Annotated in this window: 12 protein-coding genes, 3 tRNA genes and 4 rRNA genes; 7 read left to right on the plus strand and 12 right to left on the minus strand. The window is 50.9% G+C overall.

All coding sequences use genetic code 11. The features are described 5' to 3' along the window. The 8 genes from recN to SPIGRAPES_RS03025 form a co-directional block, all read right to left on the minus strand. Window positions 1–1,671: a DNA repair protein RecN gene (gene recN, locus SPIGRAPES_RS02990; RefSeq protein WP_014269301.1), complete on the minus strand. Its 1,671-nt coding sequence runs from the start codon at window positions 1,669–1,671 to the stop codon at window positions 1–3. Beyond that, window positions 1,664–2,527 (minus strand): NAD(+)/NADH kinase, encoded by an 864-nt coding sequence (locus SPIGRAPES_RS02995; RefSeq protein WP_014269302.1) that lies wholly within the window; start codon window positions 2,525–2,527, stop codon window positions 1,664–1,666. The genes recN and SPIGRAPES_RS02995 overlap by 8 nt, the downstream gene beginning before the upstream one ends. A gap of 9 nt (window positions 2,528–2,536) precedes the next feature. Then, window positions 2,537–3,568, minus strand: a complete 1,032-nt coding sequence (locus SPIGRAPES_RS03000; protein ID WP_014269303.1) for a DegT/DnrJ/EryC1/StrS family aminotransferase — start codon at window positions 3,566–3,568, stop codon at window positions 2,537–2,539. Window positions 3,569–3,731: 163 nt separating this feature from the next. Continuing rightward, window positions 3,732–3,845 (minus strand): 5S ribosomal RNA (gene rrf / locus SPIGRAPES_RS03005). 117 nt (window positions 3,846–3,962) lie between these two features. Beyond that, a 5S ribosomal RNA gene (gene rrf, locus SPIGRAPES_RS03010) occupies window positions 3,963–4,076 on the minus strand. Between the two features lie 78 nt (window positions 4,077–4,154). Continuing rightward, a 23S ribosomal RNA gene (locus SPIGRAPES_RS03015) occupies window positions 4,155–7,096 on the minus strand. Between the two features lie 55 nt (window positions 7,097–7,151). Further along, window positions 7,152–7,225, minus strand: a tRNA-Ala gene (locus SPIGRAPES_RS03020). Between the two features lie 153 nt (window positions 7,226–7,378). Further along, window positions 7,379–8,919, minus strand: a 16S ribosomal RNA gene (locus tag SPIGRAPES_RS03025). The 16S, 23S and 5S rRNA genes sit together here with 1 tRNA gene alongside, the layout of an rRNA operon. A gap of 452 nt (window positions 8,920–9,371) precedes the next feature. On the opposite strand from SPIGRAPES_RS03025, the gene SPIGRAPES_RS03030 reads away from it, so the two are divergent. After that, on the plus strand, window positions 9,372–10,772 hold the full coding sequence (locus SPIGRAPES_RS03030; RefSeq protein WP_014269305.1) for an MATE family efflux transporter: 1,401 nt from the start codon (window positions 9,372–9,374) through the stop codon (window positions 10,770–10,772). A 40-nt stretch (window positions 10,773–10,812) separates the two neighbouring features. On the opposite strand, the gene SPIGRAPES_RS03035 is transcribed toward SPIGRAPES_RS03030, so the two are convergent. Next, a complete protein-coding gene (locus SPIGRAPES_RS03035) occupies window positions 10,813–11,397 on the minus strand; it encodes a protein-L-isoaspartate(D-aspartate) O-methyltransferase (RefSeq protein WP_014269306.1) in 585 nt (194 codons plus the stop codon). A gap of 180 nt (window positions 11,398–11,577) precedes the next feature. On the opposite strand from SPIGRAPES_RS03035, the gene SPIGRAPES_RS03040 reads away from it, so the two are divergent. The 5 genes from SPIGRAPES_RS03040 (at window position 11,578) to SPIGRAPES_RS03060 (ending at window position 16,172) form a co-directional block, all read left to right on the plus strand. Next, entirely contained in the window at window positions 11,578–12,969 is a 1,392-nt protein-coding gene (locus SPIGRAPES_RS03040; protein WP_014269307.1) for an ATP-binding protein, read from the plus strand. A gap of 70 nt (window positions 12,970–13,039) precedes the next feature. Next, window positions 13,040–13,112 (plus strand) — tRNA-Lys (locus SPIGRAPES_RS03045). 32 nt (window positions 13,113–13,144) lie between these two features. Continuing rightward, window positions 13,145–13,216, plus strand: a tRNA-Glu gene (locus SPIGRAPES_RS03050). Window positions 13,217–13,875: 659 nt separating this feature from the next. Next, window positions 13,876–15,246, plus strand: a complete 1,371-nt coding sequence (locus SPIGRAPES_RS03055; RefSeq protein ID WP_014269308.1) for an aldehyde dehydrogenase — start codon at window positions 13,876–13,878, stop codon at window positions 15,244–15,246. 20 nt (window positions 15,247–15,266) lie between these two features. Further along, complete coding sequence (locus tag SPIGRAPES_RS03060; protein WP_014269309.1) at window positions 15,267–16,172, plus strand: hypothetical protein; 906 nt, start codon at window positions 15,267–15,269, stop codon at window positions 16,170–16,172. Between the two features lie 133 nt (window positions 16,173–16,305). Here SPIGRAPES_RS03060 and SPIGRAPES_RS03065 read toward each other — a convergent pair whose 3' ends face one another. The 3 genes from SPIGRAPES_RS03065 to SPIGRAPES_RS03075 all read right to left on the minus strand — a co-directional run bounded on the left by SPIGRAPES_RS03065 (window position 16,306) and on the right by SPIGRAPES_RS03075 (window position 20,495). Continuing rightward, complete coding sequence (locus SPIGRAPES_RS03065; RefSeq protein ID WP_014269310.1) at window positions 16,306–17,778, minus strand: L-fucose/L-arabinose isomerase family protein; 1,473 nt, start codon at window positions 17,776–17,778, stop codon at window positions 16,306–16,308. 29 nt (window positions 17,779–17,807) lie between these two features. Continuing rightward, entirely contained in the window at window positions 17,808–18,506 is a 699-nt protein-coding gene (gene araD / locus SPIGRAPES_RS03070) for an L-ribulose-5-phosphate 4-epimerase (RefSeq protein WP_014269311.1), read from the minus strand. A 213-nt stretch (window positions 18,507–18,719) separates the two neighbouring features. Then, window positions 18,720–20,495 (minus strand): chloride channel protein, encoded by a 1,776-nt coding sequence (locus tag SPIGRAPES_RS03075; protein ID WP_014269312.1) that lies wholly within the window; start codon window positions 20,493–20,495, stop codon window positions 18,720–18,722. 283 nt (window positions 20,496–20,778) lie between these two features. Here SPIGRAPES_RS03075 and SPIGRAPES_RS03080 point away from each other — a divergent pair, with 283 nt between their 5' ends. Next, entirely contained in the window at window positions 20,779–22,101 is a 1,323-nt protein-coding gene (locus SPIGRAPES_RS03080) for a chloride channel protein (RefSeq protein WP_014269313.1), read from the plus strand. Window positions 22,102–22,124: the final 23 nt, after the last annotated feature.

The raw sequence follows: 22,124 nt of genomic DNA on the forward strand, positions 1-22,124 counted from the left end.
TCAATGTCCCCCCAAGAGCTCTTTGGCATGTACGAGGCTTACCTGGCTTTCGGCATCGCCACTGAGCATCCTGGCAATTTCGCCAACCCTTTCCTCATTTTCTACTGACACAATGTTGGTAAAACTCATCCCGCTCTCCACACGCTTGGAAACTACGAGCTGGGTATCGGCCTGCGAGGCAATCGAAGCAAGGTGGGTAATGGCAATCACCTGGTGGCTTTCACTGAGTTTCTTCAGCTGTTTTGCAACCGACACGGCTACACTCCCCCCGATTCCTGCATCGACTTCATCAAAGATCAAGGTTCCCACACTATCGTGCAACGAAAGTACAGTCTTGAGTGCCAGCATCACACGGGAGAGCTCCCCTCCGCTCGCAACCTCGCGTATACTTCTGCTATCGAGACCGGGGTTCGCACAGATCATGAAGGAAATGTCATCGGATCCGCTGGGATTAGGGGAAACTGGCCTGACTTCAATCAAGAAGGTTGCCTGGGGCATCCCAAGGGAACGAAGGGTCTGTTCAATCTCTTTTTGGAGTCGCAAGGCTCCTTTCTTTCGGTTCTGGGACAACAAAGAGGCTTTTTGCAGAAGCAACTGTTTTTCCCTGGCAAGCTTTTTCTCAAGGTCATTTAGCAATTCTTCGCCATTCTCACTCTGCATGAGTTTCGATTGGCATTCCTCCTTGAAAGCAAGCATATTTTCTATGGAATGGCCATATTTCTTCTTCAGCCGCTGCAGAAGGGCCTGACGTGCCTGCAACTCATCAAGTTGCTGCTCAGAGTAGGACATCCCGGCAAGGTAATCACGGATACTTTCAAAAATATCCTCGCATTCTATGCTAGCAGTCTCCATCCTGATACGAAACGGGTCAATCGAGACATCTCCCCGGGCGGCAAGGGCAAGCTGAGCTGCCGCCTGGTGTAGCGACCCAAGCACACTTGGACCATTCTCAGTGCCATGGAGCAACTCACCTGCAAGGGCAAGGGCATCGTGGATTTGCTCAAAAGCCCCTATGGTCTTTACTTGTTCGGAGATCCGTTCGTCTTCCCCTGGTTTCGGGTCAGCCTTCGTTATCTCGTCAACGGCAAATTTAAGGAACTCCGATTCCCGTGAGGAATTTTGGATAGCCAATGAAAGCTTTTCAATTTCGTTCTGCAGGTCCCCGCATATTGCAAATTGTTTCTGATATTCAATTTTATCTAGGAGACAGGAACCGAAGGCGTCAAGAACATCCCTCTGATGCGAAGGGGACAAAAGGCTCTGGTGGTCTCTCTGGGCGCTGATATCTATCAACTCTTCACTGATCGAGGCCAAGTCGGAACGGGTCATGACCCGCCCTTGGATGGAAATAGTCGAACGGCCATTGCTCTTGATGGTCCGGCTCAATACCAGCGTCCCTTCGTCAAGGTCCAAGTCTCTTTCAGCGAGCAGGGTGGAAAGCGAAGGGGAAACAGCAGCACCCAGAAAGAAACTGGCGCTTACTGTGGCACTCTCACATCCACTTCTGATCGATTGCACGTCTGTCTTCTCCCCCAGCAAGAGGGAGAGGGCCCCGAGGATAATCGATTTTCCGGCACCGGTTTCACCGGTAATGACAGTAAATCCTTCACAGAGATTGATGGTTACATCCTCTATCAAGGCATAATGGTGAATCTCAAGCCGTTCAAGCATGGAAGCCTCCTCCAGACCAGTTGAGTTTATCACGGATTACTTCTATATAGTTACGTCTTTCGCTTGTAACAAGAAGAGCTTTGCTCCTTGATTTCTCTACGATTACGCTATCTTCCTCACAAAGCTCGAAATTCTGTTGGCCATCGACAGACAGCATCAGTCCGGTTCGTTGCTTTTTCAGTACATGAACCGTTACCTTAGTCTCCCCGCTGATGACCAGAGGCCTGTTCGATAGGGTAAACGGACAGATGGGGGTTACGATCAGGCTCGAGAGGTCGACATCCAAAATGGGTCCCCCGGCAGCAAGACTATATCCGGTCGAACCGGTCGGAGTTGCGATAATCATGCCATCGGCACGAAAAAACCCTGCATCGGTCTGTCCTATGGAAAGCCCCAGGTTGACTACTTTACTGATTCCTGAGGAAGAGACTACCATTTCATTCAGGCCATGGCCGGTAAACACCTTTTCTCCGTCACGAAGCACTACGACCCTAATCATTAGGCGACGGCTTATACTATTAAGCCCTGCCAGGTAATGGTCGATCGATTCCTGCCATTCGTTTACCGATATCTCAGTGATATAGCCAAAGGTACCGAGGTTTATCGCAAGTATCGGGATTCCCAGATCCTGCAGGTATCTTGCACAGTACAAAACAGTGCCATCACCACCGAGACAGATTACCAAATCAATGCCTTTTTCGACAGATAATTCAGTGTTTTCAGCATTGGTCTTGAACACAGTGGAATCGATTCCCCGGTGACTCAGGTATTGCTGGATTTCACCAGACAACGTATGGGCGACTTCTTTTCTCCAGTTGGCAATTATCAGAACCTTTCGGACTATTCTTTTTTCCATGGATTCTCCTTACGGAAGGTGGGAAACAACTTTCATCAGCATTTCAATATCGCCCTGCTTCAAGAAAGGATACGTAGGGAACGACAGAGCGCGGAGCAAGGGTGCTATTGCATTGGGATAGAGGTCATACCTGTCTGAAAGCTTGCCTCCGACGCATTCCGAAAAGGTTTTTTCAGCAGGCACCTGATATTTGTTGGCAAATTTTATTGCATCTTCGGCTTTCGAGTCCAGTACAACACAAAACCCATACCCGTTCGGCTCAAAATCGATATTTCCAATTCCAAACGGTTTATGCGGTGTCTTGAGAAGGGACTTTCTCAAAAGAGCATAGATTTCCCTTCGTTTGGCGAGGTGATCATTGACTGTAGCTATCTGCATGGTTCCCAAAGCTGCGTTCATATCCGGCATCTCTTCAAACGGGCGGACCTGTCTGTATAGATTTTTTAGCGGTGTCAGGTATTGCTCCGAAAAAAAGGCAATTGCAGCCCCGCCCCCGGTAGAGACGATACCATCTTCTTCAAAGGAGCAGACAACGATATCGCCATACTGCCCTGCCATTTCTTCACCATACTGACTTCCAAGGCTTTGGCTTATGTCTTCGATTACCCGCATTCCCAGGCCTTTAAAGTCGCAGAGGTAGGGAATCTGACACATTGGCTCATGCAGCAACAGGACCTCGACACCCTCTTGCGCCATTCTTTTTGCTTCATCAAGGGAAAGGCAACCGGTATTTGCATCAATATCCCCAAGGATAAATCGGGAACCAAGGCTTTCCAGAGCGTAGGCATATATCGATGGGGAAAGGACACTCAGACCGACGACACTTCCTTCTTTTACCGAACAGAGTTTCAAGGCCGAAGTCAGGGCATCGACATAGCTTCTGAGGACTATGCCATGTTTTACGCCGATGAGATTACAGAATTGTTTGAGAAATTCGTTTTTCCGTTCGCCTGGCCCGATTTTTTCATCAACCATAGTCTGCAAAACAGCATCCATGTCTTTTCGGCGTAGCGTTGGTTTATAGAATCGGATCAGTGCCACATCATCCCCCTGAAGCAAGTATACTCGTAATCAAGATGCGTTTCCACAGATTTTAGGGAAATGGAATAAAGAAGGCATTGCCCAGAAACGACAAAAGCGCACCGAAGTGCGCTCCTGCAATATATGGACCTCACCCCACAGGGGGGAAAAGGGCAAAAAAAAGGCCCGGCGGCTACCTACTCTCCCACGGGCGAACCGCAGTACCATCGGCGTGAGAGTGCTTGACTTCCGTGTTCGGGATGGGAACGGGTATATCCACTCTGCTATGGCCACCGGGCCGGCCAACGCCTGGTAGCCTGAGCGGGGGGCTCGGGCGACCGGCCTTGGCGGTCCGAAAGGGACAAGGGACATATGCCGGGGGCGCAAACGCGCCCGGCAAAAGGGCAAAGAAAAGGCCCGGCGGCTACCTACTCTCCCACGGACGAACCGTAGTACCATCGGCGTGAGAGTGCTTGACTTCCGTGTTCGGGATGGGAACGGGTATATCCACTCTGCTATGGCCACCGGGCCGGCCAACGCCTGGTAGCCTGAGCATGGAGCTCGGGCGACCGGCCTTGGCGGTCCCGCGGGGGACTGGAACGATGATATGGTCAAGCCTCACGGATGATTAGTACCGGTCGGCTGAACGCATTGCTGCGCTTACACCTCCGGCCTATCGAACAGGTCATCTCCCTGTTTCCTTCAGCCCGCATCGAGTGCGGGGGGGATGTCTCATCTTGGGGAGGGCTTCCCGCTTAGATGCTTTCAGCGGTTATCCCTTCCGAACGTGGCTACCCAGCGGATGCCGTTGGCACGACAACTGGTACACCAGAGGTTCGTCCACTTCGGTCCTCTCGTACTAAAAGCAGAACCCCTCAGACATCCAACGCCCATGGCAGATAGGGACCGAACTGTCTCACGACGTTCTGAACCCAGCTCGCGTACCGCTTTAATTGGCGAACAGCCAAACCCTTGGGACCTGCTCCAGCCCCAGGATGCGATGAGCCGACATCGAGGTGCCAAACCTTGCCGTCGATATGAACTCTTGGGCAAGATCAGCCTGTTATCCCCGGAGTACCTTTTATCCGTTAAGTGACGGCGCTTCCACGCGCTACCGCCAGATCACTAAGACCTACTTTCGTACCTGCTCGGCTTGTTTGCCTCGCAGTCAAGCCACCTTGTGCCTTTACACTTGCCGGATGATTCCCAACCATCCTAAGGTGACCGTCGCGCGCCTCCGTTACTCTTTGGGAGGCGACCGCCCCAGTCAAACTTCCCGCCTGGCACTGTCCCCGGCCCGGATTACGGGTCGGGTTAGAAAATTGGAAAGGGAAGGGTGGTATTTCACCAGCGGCTCCGCACAGCCTGACGGCCATGCCTCGCGGCCTCCCACCTATCCTACACATCCCTGTCCAAGTCTCCATGCCAAGTTGAAGTAAAGGTTCACGGGGTCTTTCCGTCTAACCACGGGTACCAGGCATCTTCACCTGGACTTCAATTTCACCGGATTTCGCGTTGAGACAGCGCCCATATCGTTACACCATTCGTGCGGGTCGGAACTTACCCGACAAGGAATTTCGCTACCTTAGGACCGTTATAGTTACGGCCGCCGTTTACTGGGGCTTGGATTCGCTGCTTCGATCGCTCTGACAACTCCTCTTGACCTTCCAGCACCGGGCAGGTGTCAGTCCATATACTTCCCATTGCTGGTTCGCATGGACCTGTGTTTTTGGTAAACAGTCGCATGGGCCGTTTCACTGCAACCCCCTTACGGGGGCCATACTTATCCCGAAGTTACGTATGCATTTTGCCGAGTTCCTTAACGCGAATTCTTCCGTGCGCCTGCGCATTCTCAGCTCGCCCACCTGTGTCGGTTTATAGTACGGGCCCCCAGAGCCTAACCTTAGGGACTGTTTCTCGGCACGACGACTACGCGCACTTCGGCCTGCCTAGACAGGCCTCGCTCACGGCTCGCCTCGGCACCCGGATTTGCCTGGGTGCCTCGACGGCTCGCCGCTTCGACAGGGACTACCGTCGCCCTGCTGCGTTTCGCCCTATGCGTCGTCCCAATCGGAACTCTGGGAGGTGCTGGGATGTTGACCAGCTTCCCATCGACTACGGCTCTCGCCCTCGCCTTAGGGGCCGACTAACCCTTGGGTAGATTACCTTTACCCTGGAAACCTTAGGCTTTCGGCGGACGGGGATCTCACCCGTCTTTTCGTTACTCATGCCTGCATTCTCACTTCCGTCCCGTCCACGGGGGCTTCCGCCCCCGCTTCTTCCGTACACGGAATGCTCTCCTACCGACAGCATCTAGTGCTGTCCCGCGGCTTCGGTGGCGTGCTTAGCCCCGTTACATTATCGGCGCATGACTACTCGACCAGTGAGCTATTACGCACTCTTTGAAGGGGTTGCTGCTTCTGAGCCAACCTCCTGGCTGTCTGTGCAATCATACTTCCTTTCCCACTTGGCACGCCTTTGGGACCTTAGCCGGCGGTCTGGGCTGTTTCCCTCTTGACGACGGCCCTTATCAGTCGCCGTCTGACTGCTGCATATTGTATCGCGGTATTCGGAGTTTGGTTAAGCTCGGTACCCAGTGACGGGCCCTCACCTATCCAGTGCTCTACCTCCGCGACAGTCCGTGCAACGCTAGCCCTAAAGCTATTTCGGAGAGTACCAGCTATTTCCAAGTTTGTTTAGTCTTTCGCTCCGAGCCACAGCTCATCCCAACCCTTTTCAGCGGATTTAGGTTCGGCCCTCCACAGGATTTCACTCCTGCTTCAGCCTGGCCATGGCTAGATCACTTGGCTTCGGGTCTACCGCACGCGACTGAACGCCCTGTTCAGACTCGGTTTCCCTGCGGCTCCGGGACTCCTATCCCTTAACCTTGCCGCATACGGTAACTCGCAGGCTCATTCTACAAAAGGCACGCCATCACCCTTCCGGGCTTTGACCGCTTGTAGGTCCACGGTTTCAGGTTCTCTTTCACTCCCCTCCCGGGGTCCTTTTCACCTTTCCCTCACGGTACTATGCGCTATCGGTAGCTGCCGAGTATTTAGCCTTGGAGGGTGGTCCCCCCAGATTCCGGCAGGATTTCTCGTGTCCCGCCGTACTCAGGTTGCGCGGCCATGCAGCCGGAGGCGTTTCGCGTACGGGGCTTTCACCCGCTCTGGCCGGCCTTCCCAGGACCGTTCCGCTACGCTTCCGGTTTCTTACTGCACGGGGCAAAGCCCCCGCCGCACCCCTACAACCCCGCGCACCCGAAGGCACGCGGTTTGGGCTCCTCCCCGTTCGCTCGCCGCTACTGGGGGAATCTCGTTTGATTTCTACTCCCGCTGGTACTTAGATGGTTCACTCCCCAGCGTATACCGCGGACACGCTATTTTGTTCACGTGCCCGCGAATGTCATCAGGACATTCGGGTTACCCCATTCGGAAATCCGCGGATCAAAGGGTATTGGCCCCTCCCCGCGGCTTATCGCAGCTTATCGCGTCCTTCCTCGCCTGGCAGCTCCTAGGCATCCTCCGTGGACCCTAATTTCACTTGACCATATCATTCTTCCAATCCCTACGCTCAAACTGTCAATAATCGCTGTAAAACTCTCTGGAGGCAAGGGGATTCGAACCCCTGACCCTCGGCTTGCAAAGCCGATGCTCTAGCCAGCTGAGCTATGCCCCCGACGCACTTGGACAAAAGAGGGAGGGAAGGATTCGAAGATTTCGGCATGCGCACCCAAATGGGCGTCTTGTTCGCAGGATTTTCGCCTGCTGGCCAACGGCCTTGGATTGCGGTCCGCGGCTGTGAGGGCCTCGGACCTGCCTTTCTTTGCAGAAAGGAGGTGATCCAGCCGCACCTTCCGGTACGGCTACCTTGTTACGACTTCACCCCCCTCACCAGGCGTACCTTCGGAACCGCCCCCCCTTGCGGGTTGGGCTGGCGACTTCGGGTACCCCCGACTCGGATGGTGTGACGGGCGGTGTGTACAAGGCCCGGGAACGTATTCACCGCGCCATGCTGATGCGCGATTACTAGCGATTCCAACTTCATGGAGTCGAGTTGCAGACTCCAATCCGTACTGGGACCGGCTTTAAGCGATTCGCTCCGCCTCGCGGCCTCGCTGCGCTCTGTACCGGCCATTGTAGCACGTGTGTGGCCCAGGGCATAAGGGCCATGATGACTTGACGTCGTCCCCACCTTCCTCCGGTTTGTCACCGGCAGTTCCGCCTGAGTCCCCACCTTTACGTGGTGGTAACAGGCAGCAGGGGTTGCGCTCGTTGCGGGACTTAACCCAACACTTCACAGCACGAGCTGACGACAGCCATGCAGCACCTGTATACCGGCTGCAAGCAGCTATGCACTTTCAGGCATATTCCGGTATATGTCAAGCCCTGGTAAGGTTTCTCGCGTACCATCGAATTAAACCACATGCTCCACCGCTTGTGCGGGCCCCCGTCAATTCCTTTGAGTTTCACCCTTGCGAGCATACTCCCCAGGCGGTACACTTAATGCGTTAGCTTCGGTACCGAGGGTCAACCCCCCGCCACCTGGTGTACATCGTTTACTGTGCGGACTACCAGGGTATCTAAACCTGTTTGCTCCCCGCACCTTCGCGTCTCAGCGTCAATACATGGCCAGATGCCTGCCTTCGCCATTGGTGTTCTTCCAGATATCTACAGATTTCACCCCTACACCTGGAATTCCGGCATCCCCTCCTGTATTCAAGCCCTGCAGTTTCCAGCGCGTCTCCCCGGTTGAGCCGGGGCCTTTCACGCCAGACTGGCAGGGCCGCCTGCACGCCCTTTACGCCCAATGATTCCGAACAACGCTCGCCCCCTACGTGTTACCGCGGCTGCTGGCACGTAGTTAGCCGGGGCTTATTCCGGGATTCACGTCATCCCGCGGCCATTACCTGCCACGGTTATTCCCCCTCCCGAAAAGAACTTTACAACCTCACGGCCTTCATCGTTCACGCGGCGTCGCTCCGTCAGGCTTTCGCCCATTGCGGAAGATCCTTAGCTGCTGCCTCCCGTAGGAGTCTGGACCGTGTCTCAGTTCCAATGTGGCCGATCACCCTCTCAGGCCGGCTACCCATCGTCGCCACGGTGGGCCTTTACCCCGCCGTCTAGCTAATGGGCCGCGGACTCATCCCCCGGCGGCGCCGAAGCGCCTTTCCCCGGGGCCCCCTGCGGGGCCCCGCTCGTATCCGGTATTATCCCAGGTTTCCCAAGGCTATCCCGGACCGGGGGGCAGATTGTCCACGTGTTACTCACCCGTCCGCCGCTCTAGGGGCCCGAAGGCCCTTGCCGCTCGACTTGCATGCTTAAAACGCGCCGCCAGCGTTCGTTCTGAGCCAGGATCAAACTCTCCGTCATAGGAATACGGGGCCGAAGCCCCGCAGCTATTACTTCGATAGTCTGCCCTGTCTTTCCTCGCAAACGAACGTAGCTTCTTTCATCTACTGTTCATCATTTCGAATTGACTGGGAAGCCCACTTGTGGTGCTTCCGCTTCTATCTTCGTTTCCTTCCCTTCGCTCGTTGTTTCATAAATCGTTAGCATGCCCGGCTTTACCGGTGCCTCTTGCTGTGCCCCATCGCTGAGGCGCTCGGTTAACATACCAGATTTCCCACTTCCCAGTCAAGCCTTCCCAGGCTTTTTCTTTTCCGTGTTCCAACCGTTCCGTCTACCGCACAAGAAGGCACTATATACGGCATGGCACATCCTGTCCAGTGGGTTTGGTAATATTTTGAAACAAAATGAAAATTATCATTTCATATTGTTAAAACAGAGGGCCTTCGCTAGGATATGCCCCGGGGAGATCATCCATGGAACACGACATGAGCAGGGGAAACCCTGCCAAACTTATATTCTTTTTTATGCTTCCGATCCTTGCAGGAAACCTATTCCAGCAATTCTATAGTATGGTAGACACCTTTGTCGTAGGTAGGTTTGACGGAGTCCAGTCCTTGGCCGCAGTCGGGGCTACCGGGGGAATGGTTTTTCTCATACTCGGATTCGTCGGTGGGCTTACCGCAGGCTTCAGCGTAATAGTCAGCCAGAAATTCGGTGCAAAGGATATCTCCGGTATGAAAAAGGCAGTTGCAATGAGCTGCCTAGCTGCAGGAGTGCTTGCAATACTGGTTTCCTTCATAGCCATCCTCACAAGCAAACCCCTCTTGATACTGCTCAAAACCCCACAAAACATCATCGAGGCAGCCAATGCCTATATTACCATTATATATATAGGCATATTCGCAACCATTTACTATAACCTGCTCGCCTCTGTGTTGAGGGCCCTCGGGGACAGTAAGTCCCCCCTCTATTTTCTCATCATTGCCTCGGTTCTCAACGTAATCGGCGATTTCATCACCGTTGTGTACCTGCACCTGTCCGTACGGGGCGTTGCCTATGCAACGGTTGCCAGCCAGAGCATCTCTGCCTTGTGTTGCCTACTCTATATAATAAAGAAGTACCCCTCCCTCCATCTTAGCAAAAAAGACTGGAAGATCGACCTCCCGCTGATCACAAGACTGTTACGGATCGGGCTACCCAGTGCCCTGCAGTTTTCCGTCTGTGCCATAGGGGTGCTCATCGTACAGGCCAGCATCAACCAGATGGGGAGCAATACCGTAGCCGCCTATTCCGTAGGTGTGAAAATCGAACAGCTGGTAACCCAACCCTTGGTTACCCTTGGCATGGCAATGGCCACCTTTGCCGGACAAAACCTAGGGGCAGGACGATTGGACAGGGTTCAAAAAGGGGTAAAAAACGGAGTCTTGCTGACCATTGCCTTCAGCCTCATATCCTATGGCCTCCTGCTCGTCTTCGGAAAATTCCTTGCCAGACTGTTCATCGAAGGAGACCAAACCCAGGTAATCGAACAAGTGGTACTCTACCTGCAAGTCGTGGCAATCTTTTTTATTCCCCTTGGGTTGATCTTCATCTACCGTAATACCTGCCAAGGCCTCGGGTCCGGCTTGATACCGATGCTTTCGAGTATACAGGAACTCGTATTTCGCATATTAGTCGTACTCACCCTGCCTCGGTACTTCGGCTATCTAGGCATATGCCTTTCCAGCCCCATCGCCTGGCTTGCAGCAGCAATCCTGTTAGTCATTGCCTACCATAGAAAACTCAGGAATCTGGAGAAAGGTTTTCTATTGCACGCAATACGCAATAAGGAAAGCATAGCCATACCCATCGGGACAGATCCTTCAAGAGCGTGACAATCCCCCAACAGATTACCGGCAAAGTCCTTGGCCTAAGCTATAGGGTCCATCCATATTTCCCTTTGAGTTCCACGAAAACCACATCCCCGATTGACTCGCTATGCACCAAACCCTCTGCATCCCGGGTAATCAGTGTCAATTGCTGCCAGCCACTTGGGCCGATAGGCACAAGCATAACACCCCCAACCTTCAATTGGTCTACCAGATCAAGGGGAACCCTGCCTGCAGCCGCTGTTACAAGAATCCTGTCAAATGGTGCATATTCCTTCCATCCAAGGCTACCGTCACCGATTCGATAGAAAATATTAGAATAGCCTAATTCCCCAAGCCTTTCTCGGGCCTTTTTGGCAAGTTCAGGAATCCTCTCGATGGTGTATACCTCTTTGGAAAACTCCGCAAGAAATGCAGTCTGATACCCTGAGCCGGTACCGATTTCCAACACGCGGCAAGTCTTATCAAGTTCGAGACGCTCAGTCATCATATACACCAGACTGGGTTGCGAGATTGTCTGGCCATAACCTATAGGGAAGGCTGCATCAAGTGAGGCATAATCCCTACATGCATTGTCCATGAAGAAAGAACGGTCCAATGAGTTGAAAAAGTCTGCCAACTTCTGTTCCATACTGCTCCTCCAAAACCTGGCTGATACTTGCATCTTGCCAGTAGGATGAAACACAATCTGCCTATATATATGGTACAGGGGTATGCTTCTCCTGTACATAACACACACCTGTAAAAGGGAACCCAACCTGTCCCCTAACAAAATCTCAAGCAATGGGTCCTACTATGCTCCTTAAGGGTTATGAACATATTCGGCTATTACCAGAATGGTTTCCAAGGGGAAGCCATCCGCATACTCGTATCCCCTTGCCACACTTCCTTTGATATCCTTGGTCAAGGATCCTTGCAAACCAGGCAATTCAAGGAGAAGCTTGGCATCCTCTTGAAACAAATGGACCAAGGAAAACCTTCAGGGATCATACAATTGGAAAAGAAAGTCCCCCCGCAGGAAATTGAACTTGCAATTATCCTTTCCCTTCTCTTACAAAGAAACCACCTTCTCTCAAACTACGAAACCGACCTGCTTGTTATGGGAAAGGTTAATCTGGATGGAACGCTCACAGGGGAAGGGAGTCTGCTCGATGCCCCAGGCGTTGCAAAAACGAAAGGTTGTTCCCTGTTGATCGCCGCCGGGGCTCGCCATAGCAACATTCCTTCTTTGGCAATCGAGGCTCCCACAACCCTCGCCGAAGCATTCGCCCTGGCCTGCAGGTTTCTGCTACGGCATCAGGGGATGGGACCTACCCTACCACAGGAAAACCGTTCTTTGATGAGATCACCCTATGAAGTCGACCCATTCTGGGGGATAGTCGGAATGGAGGCGACAAGAAAAGCAATGGTTCTTTCTGCTGCCGGGCACCTCAATATCCTGCTCTTCGGTCCTCCAGGAGGTGGCAAAAGCATGATGCTCCACCGCCTTCCCTACTTGGTCCCCCCGCTCTGTGAAAGCGAACTACGGGAGACTGAGCGAATCGCCAGAACAGCGATACGCAAAATCCCTTCAATCGAGATTACTCCTGATATGGGAGAGAAAGACCTTATCCAAGGCGAACCTCCACTGGTAAGCCTTGCCCACAACGGAATACTGACCTTAGATGAAATAGCCTATCAGAAGCCCAATACCCTTGTATCCCTAAGGACTCTCATAGACCGCAGACAATGCAAAGGATTCCCCTGCAATTTTCTCGTTGCAGCAGCAATGAATGCCTGCCCCTGTGGAAATCTGGGACTGAGCGACGGTATATGCAGGTGTAACGAAAGGCAAATTGCAGCTTTCTGGAATAAAGTCGGTTCCCCCCTTCTCGACCGGTTCGACCTGATAGTTCCCGTGAAAAACGAAAACCTCATGGTCAGTAATCTTACGTCCAAAACAGAGGGCTTACAGCACACTATTGCAGAAGTCCGCAAACAGCATCTTGGTAGGGACGAGGAGGATTACCGAAAGTTACTTCCCCTATTAAATCGGTGCCGCCACTCAGAAAATTTAAGCCTCCGCTCTGCAATTTCTGTCTGTAGGACCGCTTACCTCATTGCAAATCTAAGAGGTAAAGATATTGTAATGAAAGAAGATATGTATGAATCCCTGCTCTACAAGACCTACAGTTTGGATAATCCGTACTGGTATCCACGGTGAAGGACCAACTTTTTTTACGCAAGTAGTTGACAGTCCTTATTCCTTCCTGTTATAGTCCATTACGTTGCACGGGCCGCTAGCTCAGTTGGTAGAGCAACGCCCTTTTAAGGCGTGGGTCACAGGTCCGAATCCTGTGCGGCTCAAAGTGTATATCAGGTTCTGATATGCGTGTAATGTCTCCTTCGTCTAGTGGTTAGGACAACGGGTTTTCATCCCGTCAACAGGGGTTCAATTCCCCTAGGAGATGTTTCTTTTAGAAAGGCTGTTACAGCAATGTGACAGCCTTTCTTCTATATCTGCCTTATTTTAATTGCTTTGTGTCTTCTTTTCGCTTCCAGGGGGCCATAACATGGACGCAAACCTTGCCGGTTTCCAGGACAAACCCGTTCTTGAAAATATTCGATATCGGCATCTTGACTTCTTGTAATTTCCATTATACAAATAAGATACAAGATGGTTTTCTGATAGCGTCATATCTCCCAATAGCTACCTACCATCTTGGTGATTTACCCTTCTTCCGGGCTGCAATCCGTTTGCCTTGTACCCACACCCGCAAGCCTTTGGATTGCAGCTCCTAGTATGCAAAGGTCCCTCTTTGCTTTTCTGTACTGTCAAACCAAAGGATCATGAAATCAAACTTTTCGCTCAAGGATCATGTAAGGAATTCTACAGAAAGACCCTATAAGCTTGCCTTGCAAAGAAAATAGGCCATATTTTCGTTATCTACCTCTTTCTATATAAAAATATCCCCAACTATTCTGTTTACCAGCGAAATTACCTGAAAATTAGGGTAAACCTATCAGAGACTAAGGCGTAGGGAATGGTAAATACTCTTTTAGTTTCTTTTGACAAAACTGTTTTAGAAATGCAATACTTGAGGTATTGTTTTTTGGGGGGAGTGGAACTATGAACGAAATCCAATTATGCTTGGCTGAACAGCGAGCTTTTTTCTTGTCAGGTGCGACTCAGGATATATCCTGGAGAAAGCAACAGCTGCATACACTCAGAAAAGCATTAGATGAAAATAGGGACAAGTTGCTTAACGCACTTTTTCTCGATCTCGGTAAAACCGAATTCGAAGGGTTTGCCACTGAGCTGGGAGGAATCTATTCCGAGATCAACCATCTGCTCAAAAACCTGGATTCCTGGAGCAAACCGCACCGGGTCAAAACCTCATTTCTGAATTTCCCTTCTCGCTCCTTCACCTTTTCGCAGCCTTTGGGCGTAGTATTGGTCATGAGCCCCTGGAATTATCCACTGCTACTTACCCTTTCTCCACTTGCTGGTGCAATGGCAGCAGGCAACTGCGTCATGGTAAAACCCTCACGTTACAGCGAGAACACTTCACGCCTGCTAGAATCCATCCTTGGAAAATACTTCCCTTCAAATTATATCGCCACCTTTCAGGGTGGCTCAGAAACCAACCAGGAATTATTGGCAAACCGGTTCGATCATATCTTTTTTACCGGAAGCACCACAGTGGGCAGGATAGTCATGCAGGCGGCATCACGCAATCTCACCCCGATTACCCTGGAGATGGGAGGGAAAAGCCCCGCGATAGTCGATGAGACAGCAAATATTAAACTTGCCGCAAAGCGAATCGCCTGGGGTAAATGTATCAATGCAGGACAAACCTGTGTTGCCCCCGACTATGTACTGGTAAAAAGGGAATTCCAATGTGAATTCATTGAAGCTTTGAAATCGGCAATGCAGGAAATGTATGGGACGGAACCGCTCTTCAACAAAGACCTGCCAAAAATCATAAACCAGAGGCACTTCACCAGACTTCTCGAGCTTTTGAGCCAAGGCACCCTGGCCTATGGCGGCCAGATTGACCCTGAATCGCAGAAGATTGCCCCAAGCATCCTCATAGACCCAAAAATGGACTCTACTTTGATGCAGGAGGAAATCTTTGGCCCAATCCTCCCGGTTATCGGCTTCGATTCCTTCGAGCAAGCCACAGCCTTTGTACAACAGAGGGAACACCCCCTTGCCCTCTACCTGTTCAGCAACGATAAGGCCAGGCAGAAGTGGGTGGTGCGCAACCTCATCTATGGGGGCGGCTGTATAAACGATACCGTGGCTCACCTTGCAAATCCGGATATGCCTTTCGGAGGTGTTGGATCGAGCGGGATGGGAAGCTACCATGCAAAGGAAAGCTTTACGACTTTCAGCCACACAAAGAGCATACTTAACAAGAGTACTTGGATCGATACCAGTATCAGGTATGCCCCCTACAAAGGAAAACTGTCACTTGCCCAACGATTGATGCGCTAAACCAAAACCAAGGAGCCCGTATGAAAGCCAAGTCAAGAATTACTTTTCTGCTCATTCTAGCAGGTATCGTTACCTCGGTGTTCGCTTCCGGTGACATCGCCCTTGCTGACTCTCTCTATGATTCCGAACAATTCGAGCAATGCAAGTCAGAACTGGTTTCCCAGCTGCAGGGGGAAACGGAGAGCTTACAGCAGGCGCAGATTCTCTGGAGACTTTCCCGCGTACAGGTTGCCTTGGGTGACGACCTAGACAAAGAGGATAAGGCAAAACGTTTCGAAGCCTATGAGCTGGGTGAGGAATATGCCAACCAATCCATCGAGAAACAGCCTTTGCCGCTGGCATTCCTTTGGCGATCCTCAAACCTCGGGCGCTGGGGACAGACCAAGGGCCCGCTCAATTCACTCTCGAAGGCAAAAGGCATGCTCGCCGACCTTACCCAAGTGGTGAACACTTTCAATACCCTCGATTCCTCCGAGACCTGGTATGTATTGTCAAGCCTCTACGACGAACTGCCAGGAGGACCGATATCGTTCGGTAATGGTATCTGGGCCGTTAGTTATATGCGCAAGGCCTTGGATACTATCCCTTCGAACCTCCTCTACCCTGGTCATTACAAGAAACTGGCAGAGGAACTGTACAGCCGAAACTGGGACAGCTCAAAAAGAAAGAAAGAAATTATAAAAATGCAGGCAAATTGGGAAAAGGATGCCACCAACCTTGAGAAATTCCGTTACTACGAAGGAAAAGACGGGAAAGCGGGCAAACCTTTCTACTCTTCCGTCACCCTTGAAAAAATGAGCGACCGGCAAGAAGCCGTTATGATCCTCAGGTATGCCCTTGCCAAATACAAGGTATTCTCCACACCAAAAACGAGTGACGAGAAAGACATCCGGGAAATTACCGCTCTGCTGGGAGAATGGACCTAGGGACTTTCACGTTTCCCTTGCAAACAAAGAAAAACATGCAGTTGCTTGTAAAAGGCAGCCGCATGTTTTTTATCCAGCATCCAAAGACACACCCTACAGTATATATCTCTTGTCTCTTTTTGCAGGTGCTTGCTTAGTCCTGGAAGGGATTCTCCCCCACATATGGCAGGTTTTTTCCCTGGTTATAGGAGATATCTTCAATCCCGAGATATCGGAAAAAGGAAAACAGATCCTTCCCGCAATGGCAAAAAGCGATAGCCGCATGATGCGGATACTGCTTCTCGATAAGTACATGCCGGTAGAACCTGCCCATCTCGGTAATAGCAAAAACCCCAATGCTCCCGAAACTCTCGGTAGGGACATCGAGCACTTCGCCCTGGGCAATATAGGCAACCAGTTTTCCTTTGGCAGTTGACTGAAGGCGGTATACGGTGACCGCCCCTGCCTTGATATCACCTTCCATCGTACCACGGGTAATATCGGGCTCGGGTAAATCAGGTTCAAGTCCCCGTTTCATAATCAGCTGGTATCCCATATGGGGATTGCTGAGCAAAGAACAAGCTGTATTGCCACAATGGAAACCCATGAAGGTATCACTCAGCAGATAGTCAGTCTTATCCTGTACATGCTTTTCAAACATCGAACGGGGAACCGTGTTGTTGATATCGAGCAAGGTAACTGGTTTTTCACTGATACAAAGCCCAATATATTCGCTCAAGGCACCATAGATATCCACTTCACAGGAAACGGGAATACCCCTTGCAGTCAGGCGGCTGTTCACATAACAGGGGACAAATTTGAACTCTTTCTCGAAGGCTGGCCAGCATTTGTTTGCAAACGCAACATACTTTCGCCCTCCCCTATGGCTCTCGGCCCAATCGAGCAAAGTTACTTCATACTGGGCAAGCCTTGGGAGAATTCCCTCATAGGGACTCGACCCTATCTCATTTGCCATATCGGCAACGACAGCATCAATGCGGGCATCCCCTGCATGTGCATTGAAAGAAGAAAGCAGGTCCAATTCACTGTTCTCCTCAATTTCAACGCCCAAATCGAACAAACCCTGGATGGGGGCATTGCAGGCAAGGAAATCTGACGGTCTCGGACCAAAGGAAATGATTTTCAATTCCCTGAGAGACAGATAGGCGCGGGCGACAGGAAGGAACGAACGAATCTGGGAGGCAACCTCCCCAGCCGTACCGATCGGATAGTCACTGATATAGGCTTTGACCGAACGAAGCCTTAGGTTATAGGAACAGTTGAGCATGCCGCAGAAGGCATCCCCCCTGCCATCGTACAGATCACCATCCCCCTCAGCGGCTGCAACGTACATCACAGGACCGGGAAAATACTTACCCAATAACGTCTCTGGCGTCTCGGGTCCGAAATTCCCCAGAAACACCACCAGGGCATTGACCCCATGGACCTGCAAGTCAGACAGGGCCATTGCAACATCGCTTTCCGACTCTACTGTTACCGGACATGCGTAGAGACCCTGGCCATAGGCCTCAACCACAGCTTCCCGCCGCCTTTTTGAAAGCCCGATGGGAAAACAATCCCTACTTACGGCAACAATACCAACATTCACTTGTGCAATATTTTCCATATAAATTCTCCAGTGAGTTTTTCGCAATACTAAGATTTTTGTCCGTAATAGGCATTCTTTCCATGCTTGCGCAGATAATGCTTATCCAGCAAAGCAGGTTGCATCGGATCGATACCCTCCTTGCAGAGTACCATGCCATGCCAGGCCATCATGGCAACTTCTTCAAGGACCACAGCGTTGTGCACCGCATCCAAAGGATCCTTCCCCCAGGCAAAGGGGCCATGGCTATGTACCAATACCGCGGGAACCTGTTGAGGATCACGAGAATGGAAGGTTTCAACGATAACCGTCCCTGTTTCCTTCTCATAGTCGCCGCCGATCTCTTCGTCGGTCATCATACGGGTGCAGGGGATGGTCCCATAGAAATAGTCGCCATGGGTAGTCCCCAAGGCAGGGATAGATTTACCCGTCTGGGCAAATATGGTCGCCCAGCGGCTATGCGTGTGCACGATGCCGCCAATGGAAGGGAAATTACGGTAAAGTTCCAAGTGTGTAGGGGTATCCGAGGAACTCTTAAGCGTTCCCTCGACGGTACGCCCTGAAACAAGATCTACAACTACCATATCCTCATAGCTCATCTGCTCATAGGAAACCCCGGAGGGTTTAATAACCACAAGGTTTTGCTCCCTGTCGATTCCTGATACATTTCCCCAGGTAAAAGTCACAAGGTTATACTTTGGCAATGCAAGGTTTGCCTCAAATACGGTTTTTTTCAAGGATTCCAACATAGGTTCCAACTCCTTATGAGTAGGGTGCGTTAACGTACACTCATATTTTACAACCTATTCTTTCATTGTAGAGTGGAGTTGTCAAGCAAAAGAACGAAGATTATATATCTGCCAAGGGAAAAACCCTGTATGAGCCTTCCTTTAAAAACATCCTCCCCATTGATGGATTGCCATCTTTGGGGAGGATGTTTTACTATCACCTGGTCCAATTTTCTAGGAGAGTCTCGATTTCTCCATGGTAAATCTGACGATACGCTTGATTGTAATGATGCCCAGGTTCTTATTTCCATCCTGGACAACAAGGATATCAGACTTACCCTTCTCCATTACCTCAAGGGCATCGGAGAGATTCGATTTACTCGGAATCGTGATCGGATGCCTAAAGACATAAGGACCGATAGTATCCGTGTCGGCCGCCTTCGCCTTGTAGAGTTCCTTATAGCTTATCGTGCCAAGAACGTTTTGTTCTGCGTCGATAACAGGGAGAACCCCGAGTTCATGTGTGTACATAACGGACAGGGTATCTTTGACAGTATCGCTTGGCTGGCAGGAAACAATACCCTTTTTCAAAATATCTGCAACACTGAGACCCTTGAACGTAGAGATTCTCTTGTCAAGCTGGATCTGTACACCCCGTCTGGTCAATTTCTTGGTATACATGGTATCGGAATACAAGAGCTTGGCAATAAAATGTGCAATAACCGCGGCAAGCATCACCGGAAGCATGATCTCATAGTTCCTGGTCATCTCGAAAAGCATGATAATCGAGGTAAGCACACCCCCTGTAACACCGGAGACCACAGCGGCCATCCCTACCATCGCATACGCGGCTACCGACCCGGTCGAACCGGGAAACGCTGCATTCACTACAATCCCGACAGCCCCACCAAGGGCTGCCCCCAAGAACAGCGAGGGGGCAAAGATACCCCCAGATCCACCGGAACCAAGGGTCAAAGTATTGGCCAAAACCTTCAACCCTATCAGCAGGAGCAACATGAAAAAGGAAGTGGCTTGGTTGGCAAGGACAAAATCCATGAACTCATACCCTACCCCAAAGATGTAGTACGCACCAAAAAAGGTAAGTGACAGATATCCTATGACTCCGATCAAAGTACCCCCTACCAAAGATTTCACCAAAGAGGGGACTTTGATTTTATCGATAGCGTCTTCGACCCTATACACTGCCTTGATAAATCCTACAGAAAGCAATCCAGCCAACAATCCAAGGAAAATATGGAAAATGAGCTCATAAGGGGAAACCATCGAGTACTGGGGAATTATGAAAGCAGGACTTGTCCCCAGAAAAATTGCCGCAAGATAGGTTGCTACAGTCGAAGAGACTACCAATGGCATAATGGTCATAATGCTGTATTCAGGAAGAATAAGCTCGAGGGCAAACATAACACCCCCGATCGGGGCATTGAAGGTCGCACTGATACCACCGGCTGCCCCTGCACCCACCAAAATGATGGTTTCACGCGAAGACAACTTGAACATCTGCCCCAGCGTTGAGCCGAAGCTGGAACCAATCTGGACGATAGGACCTTCACGGCCTACCGAACCTCCTGAACCTATAGTGATAGCTGAGGCAAAAGTCTTTACCAGGGCAACCACCGGCCTGATCTTTCCCTGATTCAAGGCAACGGCTGCCATAACCTCGGGAACCCCGTGCCCTTTCGCTTCCGGCGCCCATTTCTCCGTGATGAAATTAGCCAATGCAATACCGAACGCAGGTACCAAAATTACATATTTCCCCCACCTTGAAATGGCAGCGGTTGCATCCTTCCCTTCAAAGGAAAGGATGCCATGGAAGAACAAGTTGTAGAAAAAATCTATTAGATAGCGAAACCCAACGGCTCCGAATCCTGCTATGATCCCAACAAAGACACAAAGCAGGCTGATAAACATTGTTCTTTTGATTTGATTGTCTTGCGTTAAACGCACCTGTTCATACGAACTGGAACCGTGGTTATCTACGGTTTTTGGCATTGCTCATTTCTCCTTTTAAACCCTCACATCAGTACAGCACCAGAGTCAGAAGACAATGACACAAAACAATAACTATACAAGGGATACTCAATTGATTAATTCGGGTTTTGTCAGTGTAAATCAAATCATAGGCAATGTCCATGCGAGAAAAACCTTTCAACGCAAGGCATAATGCAATTACCCAGGGATAAAAATTCCTTCCCGAATTAATTTTTTTTATCAATGTGCTGCAAACGGGCTATACCCGATATACGAGGCTTTGAAAATTACCTATCATATCCCCATGAAAATTCCTGTTCCTGTAAAATCCGGAAGCATATTCCCTTGGATTATCCGTTCCCTGCTTTTGGGTTGTACCGTGGGGCCTGTCATCGCCCTCCTCACAAAAACGGTGGAGGCTGCTACGTTTTTGCGTATGGCCAACCCAAAGCTCCTTTTTGCCATACCCCTTGGAGCAATCACAACGGCTTTTCTGTATCAGAAGGTTGGCCCCTACCTCAAAGATGGCAGCAACCAGGTCATGTCGATGATCAACCAAGGGATTGTCGATATTGCCCACCCTACAAGCATCGCTTACCAGGGAGACTATGAGAACCATTCGAATAAAATCTCGACGAAGATGGCACCGCTGCTCCTGCTCAATACATTCATTACCCACCTTGTCGGCGCTTCCGGGGGAAAAGAAGGGGTGGGGGTACAACTGGGTGCCTCCCTCGGCAGTTACCTGGATTCGTTGGAAAACCTGCTGTTTCCCCAGAATAACACACAGCTGAAAACCAACAAGAAAGGGGTCTGGCTTATCAGTGGTGCCGGTTCTGCATTCGCAGCCTTGTTCAATGCACCGATCGCAGGAACCCTGTTCGGCCTCCAATTCTCCTCACCAAGGGTAAACCGTACCGATGCAATCTTACCTTGTTTCCTGTCATCCTGTACCGCTTGCTTCGTAAGCCAGGCATTGCATATCCATACTCTGACGCCCATCCAGGCAGAAAGTTTCCCTACCACCGTGAGGTCACTTGCCTGCCTTACCGTTTTATCCATAGCTGTGGGGCTTACCAGCAGGCTATTCTGTTTTTTGGTACACTTGGTCAAACAAGCCTTGAAAGCAATTTCGCCGAACCCAATCCTGCAGGCATTGATCTGTGGCACTCTTTTACTGTGCGCTTCGATAGGTATCTACCTGGCTACAGGCTCGGTTGCCTATAACGGTTTATCCTCCTCCCTGCTAACCGAGGCCTCCCTTGGGACCAGCAGCAAGGCAGCGCCATTACTCAAATTGCTTCTCACAACTCTAACGATCGGCAGCGGCTTTGTCGGCGGAGAAGTAATCCCCATCATGGTCATAGGTTCGACCACCGGTTCTCTCTTCGCCCATTACCTTTCCCTTCCCTTCTCTGCAATGGCTATGTTCGGGGCGATGGGGATGCTCAGCGGCGCAACGAAACTTCCCTTCGCCTGTTTCGTCCTTGGGCTCGAGTTGTTTGGATACGGTGATCCCTTGACCCTGTTTTTTGTGTGCTGTGTTGCGTACATAGCTTCAGGCAAACCTGGAATCTACGAAAACCAGATAGCGCCGGTATCTATCGATGAGTCGTGGGAAGTGTAGGGATTCCTTGACATAAATGACTG

Source organism: Sphaerochaeta pleomorpha str. Grapes (assembly GCF_000236685.1).
Taxonomy (GTDB): Bacteria; Spirochaetota; Spirochaetia; order Sphaerochaetales; family Sphaerochaetaceae; genus Sphaerochaeta; species Sphaerochaeta pleomorpha.

Bases quoted from the DNA above. Each gene is read 5' to 3' on its own strand.
- recN (WP_014269301.1), bottom strand. From the start codon at position 1,671: ATGCTTGAACGGCTTGAGATTCACCATTATGCCTTGATAGAGGATGTA.
- SPIGRAPES_RS02995 (WP_014269302.1), bottom strand. From the start codon at position 2,527: ATGGAAAAAAGAATAGTCCGAAAGGTTCTGATAATTGCCAACTGGAGA.
- SPIGRAPES_RS03030 (WP_014269305.1), top strand. From the start codon at position 9,372: ATGGAACACGACATGAGCAGGGGAAACCCTGCCAAACTTATATTCTTT.
- SPIGRAPES_RS03035 (WP_014269306.1), bottom strand. From the start codon at position 11,397: ATGGAACAGAAGTTGGCAGACTTTTTCAACTCATTGGACCGTTCTTTC.
- SPIGRAPES_RS03040 (WP_014269307.1), top strand. From the start codon at position 11,578: ATGAACATATTCGGCTATTACCAGAATGGTTTCCAAGGGGAAGCCATC.
- SPIGRAPES_RS03055 (WP_014269308.1), top strand. From the start codon at position 13,876: ATGAACGAAATCCAATTATGCTTGGCTGAACAGCGAGCTTTTTTCTTG.
- SPIGRAPES_RS03060 (WP_014269309.1), top strand. From the start codon at position 15,267: ATGAAAGCCAAGTCAAGAATTACTTTTCTGCTCATTCTAGCAGGTATC.
- SPIGRAPES_RS03065 (WP_014269310.1), bottom strand. From the start codon at position 17,778: ATGGAAAATATTGCACAAGTGAATGTTGGTATTGTTGCCGTAAGTAGG.
- araD (WP_014269311.1), bottom strand. From the start codon at position 18,506: ATGTTGGAATCCTTGAAAAAAACCGTATTTGAGGCAAACCTTGCATTG.
- SPIGRAPES_RS03075 (WP_014269312.1), bottom strand. From the start codon at position 20,495: ATGCCAAAAACCGTAGATAACCACGGTTCCAGTTCGTATGAACAGGTG.
- SPIGRAPES_RS03080 (WP_014269313.1), top strand. From the start codon at position 20,779: ATGAAAATTCCTGTTCCTGTAAAATCCGGAAGCATATTCCCTTGGATT.